The 14,714-nt window shown below is 52.8% G+C and carries 15 protein-coding genes and 1 pseudogene; 9 read left to right on the plus strand and 7 right to left on the minus strand.

The genetic code is table 11. The features are described 5' to 3' along the window. The first annotated feature begins 21 nt into the window (after positions 1-21). From sufC to AY555_RS07625, 8 genes are all read left to right on the plus strand, one after another. Positions 22-777, plus strand: a complete 756-nt coding sequence (gene sufC, locus AY555_RS07590; protein ID WP_066135298.1) for a Fe-S cluster assembly ATPase SufC — start codon at positions 22-24, stop codon at positions 775-777. 15 nt (positions 778-792) lie between these two features. After that, the gene (gene sufD, locus AY555_RS07595) at positions 793-2,124 is read left to right on the plus strand and encodes a Fe-S cluster assembly protein SufD (protein ID WP_082811920.1); all 1,332 of its coding nucleotides are present in this window, start codon (positions 793-795) and stop codon (positions 2,122-2,124) included. Next, complete coding sequence (locus tag AY555_RS07600; RefSeq protein ID WP_066135301.1) at positions 2,121-3,377, plus strand: aminotransferase class V-fold PLP-dependent enzyme; 1,257 nt, start codon at positions 2,121-2,123, stop codon at positions 3,375-3,377. The genes sufD and AY555_RS07600 overlap by 4 nt, the downstream gene beginning before the upstream one ends. 28 nt (positions 3,378-3,405) lie before the next feature. Next, entirely contained in the window at positions 3,406-3,789 is a 384-nt protein-coding gene (locus tag AY555_RS07605) for an SUF system Fe-S cluster assembly protein (protein WP_156483336.1), read from the plus strand. 26 nt (positions 3,790-3,815) lie between these two features. Beyond that, entirely contained in the window at positions 3,816-4,184 is a 369-nt protein-coding gene (locus tag AY555_RS07610) for a HesB/IscA family protein (protein ID WP_066135302.1), read from the plus strand. Between the two features lie 243 nt (positions 4,185-4,427). After that, positions 4,428-5,576: a Re/Si-specific NAD(P)(+) transhydrogenase subunit alpha gene (locus AY555_RS07615; protein ID WP_066135303.1), complete on the plus strand. Its 1,149-nt coding sequence runs from the start codon at positions 4,428-4,430 to the stop codon at positions 5,574-5,576. 17 nt (positions 5,577-5,593) lie between these two features. Next, positions 5,594-6,004: an NAD(P) transhydrogenase subunit alpha gene (locus tag AY555_RS07620; RefSeq protein ID WP_066135305.1), complete on the plus strand. Its 411-nt coding sequence runs from the start codon at positions 5,594-5,596 to the stop codon at positions 6,002-6,004. Between the two features lie 16 nt (positions 6,005-6,020). Next, on the plus strand, positions 6,021-7,418 hold the full coding sequence (locus AY555_RS07625; protein ID WP_066136789.1) for an NAD(P)(+) transhydrogenase (Re/Si-specific) subunit beta: 1,398 nt from the start codon (positions 6,021-6,023) through the stop codon (positions 7,416-7,418). A 59-nt stretch (positions 7,419-7,477) separates the two neighbouring features. Here the strand turns inward: AY555_RS07625 and AY555_RS12335 are convergent. The 4 genes and pseudogenes from AY555_RS12335 to AY555_RS07640 form a co-directional block, all read right to left on the minus strand. Next, positions 7,478-7,771, minus strand: a pseudogene (locus AY555_RS12335) (hypothetical protein). 130 nt (positions 7,772-7,901) lie between these two features. Next, complete coding sequence (locus AY555_RS07630) at positions 7,902-8,270, minus strand: hotdog fold thioesterase (RefSeq protein ID WP_245176905.1); 369 nt, start codon at positions 8,268-8,270, stop codon at positions 7,902-7,904. 326 nt (positions 8,271-8,596) lie between these two features. After that, on the minus strand, positions 8,597-8,887 hold the full coding sequence (locus AY555_RS07635; protein ID WP_156483337.1) for a hypothetical protein: 291 nt from the start codon (positions 8,885-8,887) through the stop codon (positions 8,597-8,599). A gap of 82 nt (positions 8,888-8,969) precedes the next feature. Then, positions 8,970-9,770 (minus strand): undecaprenyl-diphosphate phosphatase, encoded by an 801-nt coding sequence (locus AY555_RS07640; RefSeq protein WP_066135311.1) that lies wholly within the window; start codon positions 9,768-9,770, stop codon positions 8,970-8,972. A gap of 183 nt (positions 9,771-9,953) precedes the next feature. On the opposite strand from AY555_RS07640, the gene AY555_RS07645 reads away from it, so the two are divergent. Then, the gene (locus AY555_RS07645; RefSeq protein ID WP_066135313.1) at positions 9,954-11,780 is read left to right on the plus strand and encodes an ATP-binding cassette domain-containing protein; all 1,827 of its coding nucleotides are present in this window, start codon (positions 9,954-9,956) and stop codon (positions 11,778-11,780) included. Between the two features lie 24 nt (positions 11,781-11,804). Here the strand turns inward: AY555_RS07645 and AY555_RS07650 are convergent, their stop codons facing one another. The 3 genes from AY555_RS07650 to AY555_RS07660 all read right to left on the minus strand — a co-directional run bounded on the left by AY555_RS07650 (position 11,805) and on the right by AY555_RS07660 (position 14,661). Continuing rightward, positions 11,805-12,599, minus strand: coding sequence for an ABC transporter ATP-binding protein (locus tag AY555_RS07650; protein ID WP_066135315.1), 795 nt, complete (start codon positions 12,597-12,599; stop codon positions 11,805-11,807). A 12-nt stretch (positions 12,600-12,611) separates the two neighbouring features. Next, a complete protein-coding gene (locus tag AY555_RS07655; RefSeq protein WP_066135317.1) occupies positions 12,612-13,538 on the minus strand; it encodes an ABC transporter permease in 927 nt (308 codons plus the stop codon). 157 nt (positions 13,539-13,695) lie between these two features. Continuing rightward, positions 13,696-14,661, minus strand: a complete 966-nt coding sequence (locus tag AY555_RS07660) for an ABC transporter substrate-binding protein (protein WP_245176906.1) — start codon at positions 14,659-14,661, stop codon at positions 13,696-13,698. Positions 14,662-14,714 lie beyond the last annotated feature (53 nt).

Consider the following 14,714-nt stretch of genomic DNA (forward strand, 5'->3'; position numbering starts at 1 on the left):
TGCGACAGAAGGAATAACAAGATGTCATTGATTGAAATTCGCAATCTTCATGCCTCTGTTGACGGGCGAGAAATTTTGAAGGGTGTCGATCTGGTTATTGAGCCGGGCACGGTTCATGCCCTGATGGGGCCCAATGGAACCGGCAAGTCCACCCTGTCCAACATTATTGCCGGGCGTGATGGATACGATGTTACGCAAGGCGAGGTGTTGTTCGATGGTCAGAACATTCTGGAACTTTCGGCAGACGAGCGCGCCCGTGCCGGGGTGTTCCTGTCGTTCCAGTATCCGGTAGAAATTCCGGGTGTGGCCATGTCAACTTTTCTCAAGGCGGCGCTGAATGCCTGTCGCAAGGCACGCGGAGAACCCGAGATCGACCCCGTGGCGTTTTTGAAGCTGGTCAAAGGCAAGGCGCGCGAACTTGGTGTCAGCGATGACATGCTCAAGCGTCCTGTTAACGTCGGTTTCTCTGGCGGTGAGAAGAAGCGGGCCGAGATCCTGCAAATGTCGGTGCTTGATCCCCGGTTTGCAATTCTGGATGAAACAGATTCCGGATTGGATATCGATGCGCTGAAGATCGTGTCCGAAGGGATCAATGCCCTGCGGGGGAACCAGCGTTCTTTTCTGGTGATTACCCACTATCAACGGCTCCTGCGCTATATCGTGCCTGATGTGGTTCATGTCTTTGTTGGCGGGAAAATCGTTCGTACCGGTGGCCCGGAGCTGGCGGAGGATCTGGAGGCAAATGGCTATGCCGGATATCGTGATGCTGCGGCCTGAACGGAAGGTTCTGTCATGATGAAGAATGCCGCACTGCCTTTGTTCGGGTGTGACCATGACGCGGATGTGCCGGGTCAGGCTGCTTGGCTGTCCGACTTGCGTCGTCTTGGTATGGAGGCTTATGAGAAACAGGGGCTTCCCGGGCGCCGGAGTGAACGGTGGAAGTACACGCAGGTTCGTGACCTGACCCGTCTTGACTGGGCCTTAATACGGGGTGGGGCTGTTGAGGGCGTGGATTCTGTTATCACGAACCATGCCTTGGTTCTTGAAAAAGCCTGGACCATTGTTCTGGTGAATGGCTGCTACGATGAAGCCCTGACCCGCTCGGTCAATCTTTCGTCAGCATGTGAGCGCCCTGATGGGATCGACCTGCGTCCCCTGGGGCAGGTTATGGCACAGCAGCCAGCCGCTCTGGAGGGGCTTCTGGGACAGCTTTTGCCCTATCACGAACATCCCTTTGCAGCACTGAATACCAGTGTGTTGGCCGATGGTCTGTTTGTCAGGGTGCCGGACAACGTCGTTATTGATGTTCCTGTTCATGTGGTGGCTATTTACGCTGGTGAAGGGCAGGCACGCAGCGTGCAGCCTCGTCTTGTGCTGGATCTTGGACGGAATGCCCGCCTTGTTATGGCAGAGAGCCATGTTTCTGCGGATGAACACCCTGTCTTTGCCAACTGGGTTCGTGAAACACGGATGGCCGAAGGCTCTTCTCTGGATCATGTGGTGCTCCAGAACATGAACGGTGCCAGCACATGGTTTATGGCCGGACAGTCTACCTTGGCTGACTCAGCCTCCCTTGACAGCTTCTCTGTTCTGACTGGAGCACGTCTGTCACGCTCCGATTTGTGTGTTGAGCTTGCAGGCCAAGGTGCCAGTGCCTTGGTCAACGGTGTTTATGCTGTGGGGCATGAGCAGCACGTTGATACAACAACTTTCATGGATCACGTGGTGGCCGGCTGTACCTCGAACCAGGTCTGGAAGGGTGTCCTAGACAGCAATGGGCGTGGTGTCTTTCAAGGGCGTGTCCTTGTTCGCCGTGATGCACAGCAGACCGATGGCCAGCAGTTGCACAAGGCCTTGATGTTGTCGCGTGGCGCTGAAGTGGATACCAAGCCGGAACTGATGATTTACGCCGATGATGTGAAATGCAGCCATGGTGCGGCAGCAGGCGCACTGGACGAAGACGCACTCTTTTATCTGCGTGCCCGGGGTATCCCGGATGATGTGGCGCGTTCGCTTCTGATCGAGGGCTTCTTGGACGAGGCTGCTGTTATGGTTCGTCACCCAGCACTGCAGGCAGCCATTCTGAAGCATATTCATGCGTGGTTGGGGGCACGAAGCCAATGACTGTGGCTGTAACCTCAACAAGTGCAATTGTACGGCCTTTTGATGTTGAGGCTATCAGGGCTGACTTTCCTATTTTGTCCCGTACGGTGCATGGCAAGCCCCTTGCCTATCTGGATACGGGGGCTTCTGCCCAGAAGCCTGCCGTGGTTCTCGATGTCATGCGGCGGGCTTATGAGGAAGAGTATGCCAATGTCCACCGTGGCGCCTATTGGCTGTCCGAACGTTCTACGCTGGCTTATGAGGCCGCGCGGCGCAAGGTTCAGGAGTTTCTGAATGCGGCCTCAGAGCGAGAGATTATCCTGACCCGTGGTGCGACAGAGGCGATCAACCTGGTTGCCAACAGCTATGGTCGTGCCTTTCTGAAACCCGGAGACGAGATTGTTCTGACCGAGCTGGAACACCACTCCAATATTGTACCGTGGCAGATGCTGCGTGATCAGCTGGGACTGGTTCTGAAGGTGGCACCTGTCTGTGACGACGGTTCCCTGGATCTTGATGCCTTCTCGGATCTTCTGACCCCTCGTACCCGTTTGGTTGCTATTGCCCATGTGTCCAATGTGCTGGGGACGGTCCTGCCTGTCCGCGACATATGCAGCCGGGCCCATGCGGTTGGTGCCGTTGTGCTGGTCGATGGATGCCAGGGTGTGGTGCATCAGGGTGTCGACGTTCAGGAGCTTGGCTGCGATTTCTACGTCTTCTCTGCGCATAAGCTATACGGGCCGACCGGTGTCGGGGTTTTGTGGGGGCGGGAGACGCTTCTTGACAGAATGCCGCCATGGATGGGCGGGGGAGACATGATTTCCTCGGTGACGTTTGAGAAAAGTGAGTGGGCATCCCTGCCTGCCAAGTTTGAGGCTGGAACACCGCCCATTGTTCAGGCCATTGGTCTTGGTGCCGCGATTGATTATGTTGCAGGAATAGACAGAGGGGCTGTCCTTGATCACGAAACGGATCTTCTGTCCTTTACGATGGAAGCCCTGTCTGATCTGGGGGGGCTGACTGTCCATGGCACCACGGCAGGAAAAGCCGGTCTTGTGGCTTTTTCGACCACATGGGCTCATCCCCATGATCTGGCAACCGTTCTGGATCGGCAGGGCGTATGCGTGCGCGCTGGGCATCACTGTGCCCAGCCCTTGATGGCGCGCCTTGGTGTTTCATCCACAACGCGAGCCAGTTTTGGACTTTACACAAACCGTGCCGATATTGATGCCTTTATCAAGGCATTGTGTTTGGCACGCGATCTTTTTGAATAGGGCGCCTGCCATGACCATGAGACCGCCTATGTATGCGTATGATCCTCCACCTCCGGCTGAAGATGGGGAAGCCATCGAGATTGGAACACCTCTGGAGCCGGGAACACCGGTTGCCAGCGAGGACGAGATTATTGCCGCGCTGAGAACGGTTCACGACCCGGAAATCCCCGTGAATATCTACGATCTGGGTTTGATCTATACCCTTGAGATTGGAGATACCGGAGATACACGGATTGTCATGACATTGACGGCTCCGGCTTGTCCTGTCGCCGGGGAGATGCCCGAGGAGGTCGCTCATGCGGTTGCACGGGTAGAGGGCGTTGGTCGCGTATCTGTGTCGCTGACATGGGATCCTCCTTGGACTCCCGACCGGATGACCGAAGTAGCCCGTGTTGCCCTGGATATGTTCTGAAGCCTGCTTGTGTGGAGAAACAGACGATGTTTGCTGAACCCGGCAAGAAGGTCCTGCAGTTGACAGATGCGGCTGCGCAGAGGGTGCGGGACCTTGTAGCCCGTTCCGAGAAGCCTATGATCGGTCTGCGGGTTGGGATCAAGACCCGTGGCTGTTCCGGCATGTCTTATGTTGTTGAGTATGCCGAAGAGAAGAAGCCTTTTGAAGAGGTGATCGAGGACAAGGGGGTAACCATTCTGGTGGATCCCATGGCCTTGATGTTTGTTCTTGGCGCCACGATGGATTATCGCGTCGACAAGTTTTCATCGGGGTTTGTTTTTGACAACCCTAACGAAACAGGTCGTTGCGGTTGTGGTGAAAGTTTCAGTGTTGATAAATCAGTTGCGACAGATTAGCGCATTTGCTGTTGTGTCGGTTTTGTTTGGCCCAGATCTGCTCCGCAGTCTGGGCTTATGTTTGTGTTCACTCTTTTTCTTGTTTCAATCACGGCATTCACAGCTATATGTTGGCCGCCAGCTGCGGGTCTGCGCCGGCTTTTCCGGCCTGTGTTTTGACTTCACAAGGCTTCCTGTTTCGGGGCATTGTGATTGCCCTGCGGTGCGCCGTTGCTGGTCTGTTTTTGATGTGAGGAAGAGCTGATGAAAATTGCCATACCGAAGGAGCGGCGTGACGGAGAACTCCGGGTGGCGGCTACTCCGGAAACTGTGAAAAAGCTGATCGGTCTTGGATACAGGGTTTCTGTTGAAACGGGCGCTGGGCTCCATTCTTCTGTTGCAGATGCCCAGTATGCCGAGGCTGGTGCTGAAATTGGTGCCGATGCGGCCTCCACGCTTTCTGACGCTGATATTGTCTTGAAAGTCTCGCGCCCGATGATGGCTGGTGATGGGTTTGACGAGATTGCTCTTCTGCCAAGGGGTAGCCGCCTGTTTTGTCATCTGAATGCCCTGTCAGAGCCGGCTTTGGTCAAGGCGTTGGCTGAGCGTGGCGTTGATGCATTTGCAATGGAACTGATGCCCCGTATCACACGGGCGCAATCGATGGACATTCTGTCATCGCAAAACAATCTGGCTGGCTATCGGGCCGTGATTGACGCTGCGGCTGAATATGGCCGTGCTTTCCCGATGATGATGACGGCGGCAGGTACTGTGGCTCCGGCCCGTGTTCTGGTTTTTGGTGCTGGTGTCGCCGGTCTTCAGGCTGTTGCAACGGCGAAACGGCTTGGGGCAATTGTCCATGCTACCGATGTACGCCCAGCCACGCGTGAGCAGGTTGAGTCTTTGGGTGGCAAGTTCGTTGTCGTTGATGAAGCAATGGAAAAAGAAGCGGAGACAGCCGGAGGCTATGCCAAGGAAATGCCGCCGGAATATTTTGAGCGCCAGAAGAAAGTTGTCGGCGATTTCCTGCGCAAGGCGGACATTGCGATTACTACTGCCTTGGTTCCCGGGCGCAAGGCACCTGTTCTCATCTCTGCGGATCAGGTAAGAGACATGAAGCCGGGTTCGGTCATTGTTGATCTGGCTGCGGAGCAGGGGGGTAACTGTGCTCTGACGGTGCCGGGTCAGACTGTTCTTCATAACGGGGTCAAGATTGTTGGCAATCGTGACGTTTCCAGTCGGCTCGCGGGTGATAGTTCTGCCCTTTTCTCGCGCAATCTGTTCAACTTCATTCAGTTTCTGACCGACCGCGAGGCGAAGAAACTGGAAATCAATCCGGATGAGGCCTTGGTCAAGGGGACATGTGTCACCCGCAACGGTGCTGTGGTGCACCCGCAGATGACCGCTGTTTGACAAAAGGAAGGGAGACAATGGATACCCAATCTATTCAGGAAGCAGCCAAGGCCTTATCCTCTTCGGCCGCTGATTTGGCTGAAAAAGCATCCCTGCTTGCTGCTCAGGCTTCTTCAGCTGCCCATTCGGCTGCAGCAGGGCAGGGTCATGATTTCTGGTACCTGATGATCATTTTTGTTCTGGCCTGTTTTGTTGGATTTTACGTGGTCTGGTCTGTGACGCCGGCCCTGCATTCTCCTTTGATGGGCGTTACCAATGCCATCAGTTCCGTCATTATCGTCGGGGCGTTGATTGCTGCGGGCCCTCTGGATATGTCTGCATCGGGTGTTCTGGGCTTCTTTGCGGTGATGCTGGCTGCTGTAAATATTTTTGGTGGGTTCATCGTGACGCAGAGAATGCTTCAGATGTTCCGTAAAAAGGATAAATAGGGAGCGCCACGCCATGATGAATGTGACAGGTTTGACCATGATGGCCTATGGGGTGGCGGCTATCTGCTTTATTTTGGCTTTGCGTGGGCTCTCCAGCCCGGTCAGTGCCCGGCAGGGAAATCAGCTGGGTATGGCCGGCATGGCGATTGCCGTGCTGACAACACTGATTTCTCCTGCAGTTCATAGTTATGGGCTGATTGTTCTAGCTATCGTCATTGGTGGTGCTGTAGGAACAGTAGTTGCCCTGAAAGTCAAGATGACGGCCTTGCCGCAGCTGGTTGCTGCCTTCCATTCCTTGGTTGGTATGGCAGCCGTTCTGGTTGCCACGGCGGCGCTCTTGTCGCCGGAGAGCTATGGGATCGGTACGGTTGGTCATATCCAGGCAGGATCACTGATCGAGATGAGCCTAGGGGTTGTGATCGGGGCTATAACGTTCTCCGGTTCTGTTATTGCCTTTGGCAAGCTTCAGGGGCTGATTGCCGGGAAGCCCCTACAGTTTCCGATGCAGCACAAGCTGAACGCTTTGCTGGGCGGAGCGCTTGTTTTCCTGATTATTGTGTTTGCCTTGTCTGAGAGCCACAGCATTTTTTTTCTGCTTATGATCATGGCTTTTGTCTTGGGCTTTTTGTTGATCCTGCCTATTGGTGGGGCTGATATGCCCGTTGTTATCTCTATGCTGAACTCCTACTCTGGGTGGGCTGCCTGTGGGATCGGATTTACCCTTGGCAATGCCTTGCTGATTATTGCCGGGGCTTTGGTGGGGGCTTCGGGGGCTATTCTGTCCTATATCATGTGCAAGGGCATGAACCGCTCTATCTTCAATGTTATCTTGGGTGGTTTTGGTGGTGAGGCTGCGCAAGGGGCTGCTGCCGGTTCCGGCACAGATCGTGCCGTCAAGGCGGGTTCGGCAGATGATGCGGCGTTTATCATGAAAAATGCTTCCAAGGTTATCATCGTTCCGGGCTATGGAATGGCGGTTGCCCAAGCCCAGCATGCCCTGCGTGAAATGGCCGATGCCTTGAAGGCAGAGGGGGTTGAGGTCAAGTATGCCATTCATCCTGTTGCGGGTCGTATGCCAGGGCATATGAATGTGCTGCTGGCCGAAGCCAATGTCCCCTACGATGAAGTATTTGAGCTGGAGACCATTAATAATGATTTCCAGACAGCCGATGTTGCCTATGTGATTGGTGCTAATGATGTTACCAATCCAGCGGCGCATACGGATCCATCCAGCCCGATCTATGGCATGCCTATTCTAGATGTGGAGAAAGCGCGGACCGTTCTGTTCGTCAAGCGCTCCATGGCTTCGGGTTATGCCGGGGTCGAGAACGATCTCTTCTTCCGCGATAACACGATGATGCTTTTTGGTGATGCCAAAAAGGTAACAGAAGAGGTTGTCAGCGCGCTGAACTAATGTACGTCATGCATGCATGAGGGCTGAAGGCCGGGTGTGTGGAGTCCGGCCTTTTTCTTTCAGTGCTGTGTAGGCCTTCGATCAATAATGCGCCTTGTCTTCCCGGATGAGCGCTCGATCGTGTTCTCGTGGGCAATCGTAACTTTAGCGGTTACTCTCCCAGAGTGCGCTTTATGCAATGGGCCAAATCAGTTTTAGTCGCTGTTTCCATATTCTTAATCATGAAGGCTAGGGCGTAACTCTGTCTTTATTTTCAGAGAATCTTTGTGCCCTTTGTGACGTACAACAAGCTGATAAATAGGGGCTAATCGCGGGTCGAGCAGAATAATCGTCTCAACTTTCGCGGGAAGCACTTTGACCCCCTATATTGTGATTGTGGTATCGGAGCGGCCAGCTGTGCGATCCATACGCCTCAAGCCTCGACCAGTTCCGGCAAGAAGACGGGTGGGCTCATGTCTGTCCATAGTGTGTGTCATGATCCTACTAGGGTGTCTGCTCTGTGACAACGCCGCCTATACACCGCACGTGTCCCCGAAGAAGCGCAATCACAGCACCGTCACTCCGCCGGGAGACTGTCACATCGACCATACCGTTCCGTTCCTTTGTCCAGATTTCCTGTCCTTCAGCAATCAGCTCGTCACCTAGTTGTCCTGGCGCCGTGTAGGTTATTGTGCACGAATGCGTTACAGCGCGGATATTCCTAGAGTGACATGCATGGGCAAGGCATGTGTCAGCCAGCGTAAAGCAAAGGCCCCCGTGGAGGATGCCGTGGCCATTGACCATGTCCTGCCGTACGGTCATGCTCAACCGTGCAGATCCCGGGCTTACGGCCTCAACAACAATACCGAGCATATGGGATGTATGATCCCGGCTATAGAGTGCGGCGCTTACCGCTTCAGCTATATGCTGAGTATTTTCTTCTGAGTTCTTGATCATAATGTCAGATACCAAGCTCCCTTTTTGCCGTAAGGCAAGGACAAAAGGGTATACCCATCCTTCTACTCTCATAGTGCAAAGAGGGATCATTATGCTACGGCTGATCTGTTTTTGCAGGTTCTATTTATTTAGTCTTTATTTTTAAATTGGCATCTAAGCTTTTTAAGTACACGTCTTTGTTTATATTATTCATATTTATATGACATAATATAGTCTGGGGTGGTTCTTGGGCATGATTTGCCTTAGCGCACCCATCTCAGGCGGAAAACTGCAATCAGGACAAAGGGAAGCAAGCAGGTCAGGAACAAAACCCTGATCGGCTCGATCAGGGGCCTTCCCAATCCGACATCAATTGCAGCAAGTGTAACTGCGAGAAGACCGGGCAGGAAAAGAGCGTTCCAGCTCTTTGTTTCATGACGCAAGACAAGCAGAGACAGAAGAAAGAGAGCAAAACCCAGCAGGATGCAGTCTGCTTCTGATGAGAACGGCAGGCTTGAGAACACGTACTGGCGTATAGTTTCAGGTGTGGTCATGACAACTGCAATCGATCGTAATGCTATGCGGAAAATGCGAGGCCTCCCACGGGTTCCCGTTTCAGGAAATGTGGCGTGGTGGCTAAAGGCCAGAGTGAAGGAAGCCTAAAATAGCTAGGCCAAGAACAATGCGATACCAAGCAAACGGGGAGAAGCCGTGCCGGCCGATCAGCGCCAGTGCTGCCCTGATAACGAGGAGAGCTGTAACAAAGGCTGCAGCCGTTGCGATTATGAGTAGTTCCAGAGAAGCTATTTCAAGAAGGTTCCAGTTTTTGTAAAGGCTATATGTTGTAGCGCCCATCATGGTTGGAATGGCAAGGAAGAAAGAAAACTCCGCAGCTATGCGGCGTTCAACACCAACAAGCAAAGCGCCCATGATCGTTGCCCCGGAACGAGACACACCGGGTATCATGGCGATGCATTGGAAGATCCCTATACGTAGCGCTGTGCCAGCTTGCATGCTTTCAATAGCAGTAAGTGTTGGTGTGATGCTGCGTCGTTCAATGGCTAGCATGGCGATGCCGCCTGCTACAAGCATGCAGGCAATGACTGTGGGACTGTCCAGTGCTTGTCTGATCAGAGGGTAGGCCATGGCCCCAACCAGCATGGCGGGTAAGAATGCAATTACCAAATTACGTACGAACGCCTGTTCCGTAGCGTCTTGCGTCAAGCCCCTGACAGCCCGCCACAGGCGAGCACGGTACGCAACGCAGACTGCCATGATGGCCCCGATCTGGATGGCGACCTCGAACGTTTTGCCCGGGGGCGCGGCAAAGCCAAGCATATCCACCAGCAACACCAGATGCCCGGTTGATGAAATGGGTAGAAACTCTGTCAGGCCCTCAACAATACCAAGAAGGGCCGCCAGGACCAGAATGTCCATGGGGTGCATGATCTCCCGAGAGTCAACGAATCGCGCCCCATGATGATATCTGTGTTTTTCGTATGCAAGCATATACGGGCCGAAGATTGAACAAATCAGGCCTTTCTGTTACATCCCACAGACCTGTACCGAATCGGGTACTGGCGTTAAATGTATTTATTCTTTGTATCAGGATGATACCGCGTGGCGCTTCCCCCCCTTCTTTCCCTTCGAAATGTCCGGCTTGGGTTCGGTGGCCTTCCCCTGTTTGATGGCGTTGACATGGCCGTTGGGCGTGGTGACCGTATCTGCTTGGTTGGGCGGAATGGGTCCGGAAAGTCGACGCTGCTGAAGATTATTGCCGGTCAGGTTGACCCTGAAAATGGCGATGTTTTTGTGCAGCCTGGTATCCGGCTGTCTTGGTTGCCTCAAGAGCCGGATGTGTCGGGGTTCCGTTCTGTATACGATTATGTTGCAGGTGGCTTTGAGGGGGATCAGGACCATGCCCTGCATCGGGTCACGCCTCTTCTAGATGAGCTTGGTCTGTACCCTGATGCTGACCCGTGCCTGCTCTCCGGTGGGGAGAAGCGTCGGGCTGCCATTGCCCGTCTTCTGGTTTGTGATCCAGACATTATGCTGTTGGATGAGCCCACCAACCATCTGGATCTCCCCACCATTCAATGGCTGGAAACGAAGCTGCGCTCCTGTCGCAGTGGCTTCATTGTCATTTCGCATGATCGCGCTTTTCTGAATAATCTGACAAATGTTACGCTATGGCTTGATCGTGGTGTTGTTCGGCGACTGGACAGGGGTTTTTCTGCGTTTGAGGAATGGGCCGAAACCATTCTGGAGCAGGAAACCGTTGAGAGGGCTAAGTTTGACAAGCTGATTGCCAAGGAAACGGAGTGGCTGCGCCAAGGCGTTAAAGCCAGAAGAACGCGGAATATGGGGCGTGTGCAGCGTCTTTACGATATGCGTCAGGAACGCGCCGGTATGCTTGACCAAGCTGGGCGTGTGGCGATGGGAATTGAGAGCGGTGCTCTCTCTGGGAAGTTGGTGATCGAGGCTGTTGATATAGCAAAGACCTTCTCGGGGCGGTGCGTCATCAAGCCGCTTTCGGTGCGTGTCTTGCGTGGGGACCGGATTGGTATTATCGGGCCGAACGGGGCCGGAAAGTCGACCCTGTTGAAAATACTTCTCGGCGAGCTTGCTCCGGATTCCGGCTCTGTCCGGTTAGGGACCGCTTTGTCTCCGGTTTTCCTTGATCAAACACGAAGCCTACTCGACCCTGAAAAGACGGTGTGGGATACGTTGGCGGATACCGGTGGTGATTCTATCAATGTTCGTGGAACCATGCGTCATGTTGTCGGCTATATGCGCGATTTTCTGTTCAGTGAGAGCCAGGCACGCAGTCCGGTTGGCAGCTTGTCAGGGGGGGAGCGTAACAGGCTGATTCTGGCCAAGGCACTGGCGGCTCCGTCCAACTTGCTGGTTCTTGACGAGCCAACAAATGACTTGGATATGGATACACTGGATCTGCTGCAGGATGCGCTGTCATCCTATGACGGAACGCTGTTGTTGGTCAGCCATGACCGTGACTTTCTCGATCGTATTGTAACGTCCAGTCTTGTCTTCGAGGGGGAGGGTGTTATCCGTGAATACCCTGGCGGATACTCTGACTACGAACGCCAGAGAAAACGGGTTGATGATACGGTACCGGTTACACCTACGAAAAAGAATGTAAGCCCCGAGCGTTTAGAGGTACCGCGTATGCTGACAAAGTTGTCATACGCCCAAGCCCGGCTTTTGAAAGAGCTTCCAAAGACTATAGAACAAGCACGGAAAGAGATTGCGGCGCTGGAGGCAAAGCTGTCTTGCCCCAATTTCTATGCTGTCGATCCATCAGCCTTTTCAGAAACGGTCGAGCGTCTTGAGGCAAAGAAAGCATTTCTTGAACAAGCAGAGGAACAGTGGCTTGAGCTGGAAATTTTGAGGGAAGATCTGGAAAGCCGCGGGCGCAGGGGGGCCTGAGCTGCGATTCCCTATGACATAGGTTCATTCCAGTAAGAGTTTGTCATTATCCAATTCTTCACCGCGAACTTTGGCAAACATGTCGAGAAGATCATGAATTGTCATGCTGTGCCGTTCATCCCCAGCTATATCCAGAACAATGCGTCCTTCATGTAGCATAATGGTGCGTGTTCCATAGTCCAGTGCGTAACGCATGGAGTGTGTAACCATTAGTGCCGTCAGATTATGTTCACGGATGACACGATCCGATAATGCCATGACCATGGAAGCCGTTTTGGGATCCAAGGCTGCTGTATGCTCATCCAGCAACAGAATTTTTGACGGACGCAAGGTGGCCATCAACAAACTGACAGATTGACGCTGTCCACCGGATAGTGATTCCATTGGGATTGTAAGTCTGTTTTCAAGTCCTAGGCCAAGGCGACACAGCGATTCTCGGAAACGATCCCTGAGGCCTTGGTCCAAGGCCTGGCTGAATGTTCCTGAAACACCGCGACCGTTGGCAATCGCTAGGTTCTCTTCCAGTGTCATGTCTCCACAGGTTCCGGCGACTGGATCTTGGAAGACTCTTGCCACAAGGCTGGCGCGTTTATGTGTAGGCCACGTTGTGACATCGTGCTCATCAATAGTTATGTGGCCATGATCAGGAAGATGATCTCCGGCCAATGTATTCAGAAGGGTCGATTTTCCGGCGCCATTTGATCCAATGACAGTGACAAACTCTCCTTCAGGGATATCGAGTGATAAGTGATCTAAGGCCTTTTTCTGATTTGGAAGACCGTGGTTAAATGTCAGGCACAGGTTGTGACAGCGTATCATGCCTTGTTCCCCTTACAGCGAAGCGCCCGGAGCTGATGACGTTTGCTGCATCCTTGCTCTTCGTGCAGCAGACTCTCTTCTCAGCCGGGGAAGAATTAACGCTAGGCCAACCAATATAGCAGTAATCAGGTTAAGATCTGATGCTGTAAGGCCAATGAAGTCAGCATGCAGGGCAATCCCGATTGAAATACGGTAGAGTACGGATCCAACTAGGCAAGCGAGAGCTGATGCAAGAATGACTCTGGATGGAAAAAGGTTCTCCCCAATAATAACGGCGGCAAGGCCAATAATAATGGTTCCAAGCCCCATTGTTGAATCGGCAAAGCCATTCATTTGGGCAAACAGTGCGCCAGCCATTGCCACCAATCCATTGGACATGGCCATTCCCATGTATATTTTGCGAGAGCATGAAATACCATTTGCCCGCGCCATGCGTTCGTTGCTACCGACTGCGCGCACGGCAATGCCAATTCGGCTGTTCAGGAAGCGCGCAAGGCATACCGCGGCTCCTATGGCCACGCTACCTGCGGCCATAACTTTTATCCAATGCGGAGCAATCCTGAGATTCTCGAGGGGATCAAGGACGGTTGGCTCCATAATTAATGCAATATTCGGGCGTCCCATAATTCTCAAGTTGATAGTATACAATGCAGTCATGACCAGAATGCTGGCCAGAAGGTGCAGGATACCGAAGCGAATATTAAGAAAGGCGGTTGCGCTGCCAGCCAAGGCGCCTGCAGAAATAGCAAAAAGGCACGAAAGGTAGGGATCAACTTCCTGAACAATCAGGGCCGCAGAAACAGCAGCGCCCAGCGTGAAGCTTCCATCAACCGTCAGATCAGGAAAGTTAAGAACCCTGAATGACAAGTAGACGCCGAGTGCAACCAGGCCATATACAAGTCCGATCTCAACGGATCCAAGAAATGATATCAAGGACATATAATCTAGTATTCCATCCTATGTTGTAAATGATTAGCCGCATTGATGATACTTTCGATTTATTGCAATAAATATATTCATATATCTGTTCATTTCGACGTGCATCATCTCTCTTTTAGATGATTATCGCTCTGTATAAGAAATGATAGATAGTCGTCTAACGTACGACATGGGCGGCCTGCTTCAGGACATCCTGAGGGATATTAACGCCCATTTGTTCAGCTGCTCTTGCGTTGACATAGAGCTGCACCAGTCTGGGCATTGCAACCGGAATGTCCGAAACCCTTGCCCCTTTAAGGATTTTATCAACAATGTCAGCCGTTTGAAGGCCGATGTCATACTGATCGTACCCCAGTGCTGCAACTGATCCACGTTCGACAGAGTGGGTATCGGTTGCAAAAACAGGTATGCGATTGTCAATTCCGACTTTCAGAACACTCTCCAAGGCAGAGACAACAGTATTGTCGAGGGGTATGTAAATTGCGTCCACCTTCCCAACAAGGGCCTGTGCGGCTGCTTGCACATCAGAGGAGCGGTGTGCTGTCGTAGCTATAATCTTGATTCCTGTGATGTTTGCTGCAGCCCTTATTCTTGCAAGTGCATCAACAGCATTGGGCTCGCCTGGATTATGGGGTATGCCGATTGTCTGCGCAGAAGGAACGATGGCCTTGACCATCGCCAAGCTTTTCCCAAAATCTGGGATATCAGCAATACCTGTTACAGTGGCGCTGGGTTTATCAAGATCTTGGACAAGGTTGGCACCCACAGGGTCCGATATGGCTGAGAATACAACAGGAATATGGTTGGAGGAGGCAACAACAGCCTGTGCTGATGGCGTAGTAATAGGGACAATAACATCAGGCCCTGCACCGGCAAGCTTGCGTGCAATTTGGGCCGCAGTAGCCGGACTTCCCTGTGCGCTTTCGAACGTAAATTTCAGTGTGCTGTCATCATAGCCCTTGTTGCGAAGCCCATCTCTTAGACCGTCACGTATGGCATTCAAGGCAGGGTGTTCAACAATGGCTGTGCTTGCAACGTATTTGATCTCTGATGCCCACCCGTCGTTGGTCAAACACAAGGCAATGGCAGAGAAGATCATACAAGCTGATAAAGTGCGTCCCACGTTTTTCCCCTGATGTTTGCTTCATATAAAAAGAAACACATGACGCATAATTC

It is taken from the genome of Haematospirillum jordaniae, assembly GCF_001611975.1.
Classification (GTDB): domain Bacteria; phylum Pseudomonadota; class Alphaproteobacteria; order Rhodospirillales; family Rhodospirillaceae; genus Haematospirillum; species Haematospirillum jordaniae.